The sequence below is a fragment of the Actinosynnema sp. NPDC023658 genome (genome assembly GCF_040639995.1).
Lineage (GTDB): Bacteria > Actinomycetota > Actinomycetes > Mycobacteriales > Pseudonocardiaceae > Actinosynnema.
This window is the reverse complement of sequence record NZ_JBFAAX010000515.1, coordinates 1-4219: the sequence shown is the minus strand read 5'-3', so window position 1 is coordinate 4219 and position 4219 is coordinate 1. Positions and strand designations below refer to the sequence as shown.

Genomic DNA, 4219 nt, shown 5'->3' with positions numbered 1-4219 from the left:
GCCTTCGGTCCCAGCCCCGCGCCCGGCTCGTCCCGGCCGAGCAGCACGACGTCCAGCTCCGGGTGCCGCTCCGCGATCTCGGCCGACGCCTCCACCCCGGTCAACCCGCTGCCGCACACCGCGACGGTGCCGCCGCCGAGCCCGTCCAGCCGCTGTGCCAGCAGGACGGCGTCCTGCATGCTGTTCACCGTGTGCGCGTGGTCGTCGACTCCCGGAACGGTCGCGGTGTCCGCCACCCCGCCCAACGCGTAGACCAGGGTGTCGTACTCCAGCACCACCTCGTCGTCGACGCGCACCGTCCGCCCGGCCGCGTCGACACCGGTGACCCAGCCGCGCACGAACCCGACCCCGGTGCCCGCCAGCAGTTCCGGGATCGCCAGGTCCGCCACCTCCTCGCCGGCCGCCACCTGGTGCAGCCGCAACCGCTCGGTGAACCGCTCGGTCGCGTTGACCACGGTGACGCGCACGTCCTCGCGCCGCTTGGTGCGCGCCGCCAGGTTCACCGCGGCGGCCATGCCCGCGTACCCCGCACCGAGGACCACGATCCTGTTCATCGCCCTGCTCCTTCGCTCCCGCACCTGCTGACGAGCACAAGACGGATCGGCGGGAAGCGGGCGTGAACCGGAGTGGCGCATGTCACACGAGGGTGGTCACGCGGGCAGGAGCCGCCACAGGTGGTCGGGGGTCCCGGTGTCGGAGAACTGCACGACCTGCGCCGAGTCGGCCGGCGACATGCCGTCGACGCCCAGCACCTTGCCGCTGTTCCTGTTCTGCACCCGCCACAGGCCGTCGGTGTCGGGCCGCAGGCGCCACAGGTGGTCGGCGGTGCCGGTGTCGCCGAACTGGACGACGACCGCCGAGTCCGCAGTGGACATCCGGTCCACGCCCAGCACCTTGCCGGAGTTCTCGTTGCGGATCCGGAACCACCCGTCGGCGTCGGGCAGGAAGCGCCACCGGTGGTCCGCCGTGCCGACGTCCGAGAACTGCACCACCCGGGCGGAGTCCGCGGTGGACATCCGGTCGACGGCGAGCACCTTTGTGGAGTTGAGGTTCTGCACCTTCACCACGCCGTCCGGCACGATCCGCCACAGGTGGTCCGGGGTGCCGTTGTCGGCGTACTGGACCACGCGGGCGGAGTCCGCGCCCGACATCGCGTCGACGCCGAGCACCTTGCCCGAGTGGGCGTTGCGCAGGCGGAACCAGCCGTCGCCGTTGTCCACCAGCTCCCACCGGTGGTCCGCGGTCCCGTTGTCGTCGAACTGGACGACCTGGGCGGAGTCCGCCGTGGACATCGAGTCGACGCCGAGCACCTTGCCGGAGTTCTCGTTGCGCAGCTTCACCCGGCCGTTGCCGACGTCCAGCAGCCGCCACCGGTGGTCGGCCGTGCCGGTGTCGGAGAACTGGACCACCCGCGCGGAGTTCGCCGTCGACGAGCCGTCCACGGCCAGCACCTTGCCGCTGTTCTTGTTCTGCACGCGCAGCACCACACCGGGCGTGCCCCAGCCGTCCGACCCGCCGGTCCGCGGGAACGCGGTGATCCGCAGGCGTGCCGCGCCCGCGGGGACGAGCGTGACGTCGCGGACCGGCGCCGTGCTCGCGACCGGTCCGCCGTTCAGGGTGCCCACGACGTTCTCGCCGTCGACCGCCCAGTCCGGGATGTCCTGAGCCTTGGCGGTGATCCGGATCGGCGCGGTGGACAGCGTGAACGGGTCGTCGACGTCGCCGCCGGTGGTCACGGACAGGGGCTGACCGGGCACCAGCCCGACGTTCCACGCCGACCCGGGCTTCACCTCGTACTCGGGCCAGGACTCGGTGCCGCCGAAGCGGTTCCAGCGCTCCTCGACGCGCAGCGAGAACGTCAGCGCGCCGTACTCGACGGACACCGCGTCGTGGTCGCCGGTCCACGTGCGGGTGCGCGGCGTCATCGGCAGGCGCAGCACCAGCCGGTCGCCGTCGGCCCAGGTCCGGTGGACGGTGGCGAACCGCGGGCCGCCCCGGACGGCGACGCCGCCGCCGTTGACGGTCAGCACGGGGTCGGCGCACCAGCCGGGGACGCGGACGGTGAACGGGAAGGTCAGCGGGCGAGGGGTGGCCACCCGGAAGGTGATGGTGTCGCCGAACGGGTAGGTGGTGTCCTCGGTGATGGTCACCGGCGTGCCGTCGGCCACCTTCACCGTCACCGTCGACGGGCCGTACAGCGAGGCCGCGACACCGCCGTCCGGGGTGGCCAGCCACATCTCCTCCACGAAGTACGGCCAGCCCTGGCCGTAGTTGTGGGGGCAGCAGCGGTACTGGTCGACGCCCGGCTTGTAGGCCTGCATGGCGAAGCCGTTCTGGAACTGGCGGCGGCGCTTGGGGGAGTCGTCGAGCTGCACGGCGTTGGCACTGGTCACGTAGTGCGTCACCCGGCCGGCGGGGTCAAGGGAGGCGGGCAGCAGGTTGAACGCCAGGTCCTCGGTGCGGTCGGCCCACACCGGGTCGCCGGTCAGGCGGGTGAGCAGCTCGTGGCTGCCCATGAACTCCACGATGCCGCACGTCTCGAAGCCCTGGCGCGGGTCGCCGTAGCCGGGGCGGGCGTTCTCGTCGCCCGCGAACCCGCCGCCGGGGAACCGGCCGTACCGGCCCATCACCGCGTCGTAGTTGCGGTAGGAGGCGGCGCGGTGGGCGTCGTCGCCGGACAGGGCCGAGAACTGGGCCGGCTCGCGGAACCCCTGCGCGATGTTGACGTTGTGCAGGGTCGGCAGGCCGTCGACCCAGTTCGCGGAGTGCTGGTGGATGCGGCGGGTCAGGTCGAGCAGCGACGCGTCGCCGGTGCGGTCGTACAGCCACAGCACCACGTCGATCGCGTCACCCCAGCGCGTCGCGCCCCACCCGTCGGAGAACACCCCGTCCGGCTGGCGCGCGGCGAAGGCGAAGAACCGCGTCAACGCCTGCTCCGCCCTGCCGTCCCCGTGGTACTCGGTCCACGAGCGCAGGGCGTGCAGCATCGGCATGTGCGGCCACAGGTCGGCGTGGCCGGCGAGCGAGCCGCGCAGCGAGGACGGGCCGAAGAACCCGTCCGCCGCCTGGGTGGCGAGCACCGCCTCGACCCACCGCTCGGTGTCCGCCAGCACCCGGGCGTCACCGGTGACGTACCCGAGGTCGCCGTAGCCGCGCAGCCAGTAGGGCACCTCCTCCCAGCCGGCCAGGTCGGGCCGCACCCAGCCGGTCGAGTCGAACCGCAGGAAGTGCGACACCTCCGGCAACCGGCCGTTCAAGCCGTCGAGCTGCTTGCCCAACTGGGTCGCCAGCCAGCCTCGGGGACGCACGGCGCCCGGTGGCAGCCGCAGGAAGGCCGAAGGTCGCAGCGGGGCGCGCTGCGCGGTGTACAGCGCCGTGGCCTGGGCGGAAGCCCGGCCCGGCAGCGCCGCGCCGAAGGCGGTGAGGGCGCTGCCGGTGAGGAACGTGCGACGTCGGATCGGCATGGCTGAGCTCCCGGCGCTGTCGTCGTTGACGGGACAGAGCCACTTTCCAACGTTGTGCCAACGTTGTAAATCCGCCGGTCGGTCGTCGGGGGCACCGTGCGGTGCCTGTCCGCCTTGCGATTGCCTGACGGTCGGGTCCCCGGTGCCGATCCGCATCGGCCGATGCGGTATCCACTTCCGGTGAGCAGGATCGGGTTCGTCAGCGCCGGCGTCGGCATCGTGATCATCGCGGCGACCCTGGGCGTCGCCGCCGAACGGGTGCTCCGCGGTCCCCGCCGGGCCACCGCACCTTCCACCGGCACGACCACCGGTGCGGACAGGCGTCGGCGGGCCGCGATCCGAGCCGGCCGGCGATGACCGCACCGCGATCACGAGCCGCGACGATCGCCGCTCCCTCGGGCGCGTTGGCGTTCCTGGTCGGCCTGTGGCTGCTGATGTCGCCCTTCGCCCTCGGCTACGGCGAGGTCGGGTCCCGGATCACCGGGCACGTCAGCGACATCCTGTCCGGCAGCGTCGTCGTGGTCGTGGCGCTGGTGGGCATGATGGCCCCGAGCGAGGCGCCCTGGACCGGACCGCTGCTGTTCGTGGCGGGCTGCTGGATCGCGGCGACGCCGGTCGTCCTCGGGTACCTGCCCGGTGTCGACGACACCGCGGCGACCGTGAACGACGTGGCCGCGGGGGGCCTGGTGGCCCTGCTCGGCGCGGTCGCCGCGCCCGCCGTGCTGTCCCACCGCCGTGGAGCCGAGGTGCCCCGG

At 73.0% G+C, this 4219-nt stretch carries 4 protein-coding genes; 2 read left to right on the top strand and 2 right to left on the bottom strand.

Annotated elements, in window-relative coordinates:
- On the bottom strand, window positions 1-554 hold a 554-nt coding region (locus AB0G02_RS30195; protein ID WP_360800620.1), incomplete at its 3' end, for an FAD-dependent oxidoreductase.
- A gap of 96 nt (window positions 555-650) precedes the next feature.
- Window positions 651-3464: an RICIN domain-containing protein gene (locus tag AB0G02_RS30190; protein ID WP_360800617.1), complete on the bottom strand. Its 2814-nt coding sequence runs from the start codon at window positions 3462-3464 to the stop codon at window positions 651-653.
- Window positions 3465-3644: 180 nt separating this feature from the next.
- On the opposite strand from AB0G02_RS30190, the gene AB0G02_RS30185 reads away from it, so the two are divergent.
- The gene (locus tag AB0G02_RS30185; protein WP_360800615.1) at window positions 3645-3821 is read left to right on the top strand and encodes a hypothetical protein; all 177 of its coding nucleotides are present in this window, start codon (window positions 3645-3647) and stop codon (window positions 3819-3821) included.
- Window positions 3818-4219 (top strand): hypothetical protein (locus AB0G02_RS30180; RefSeq protein WP_360800613.1); only part of this gene is annotated, 402 nt, incomplete at its 3' end. The genes AB0G02_RS30185 and AB0G02_RS30180, both read left to right, overlap by 4 nt.

Bases quoted from the DNA above. Each gene is read 5' to 3' on its own strand.
- AB0G02_RS30190 (WP_360800617.1), bottom strand. From the start codon at position 3,464: ATGCCGATCCGACGTCGCACGTTCCTCACCGGCAGCGCCCTCACCGCC.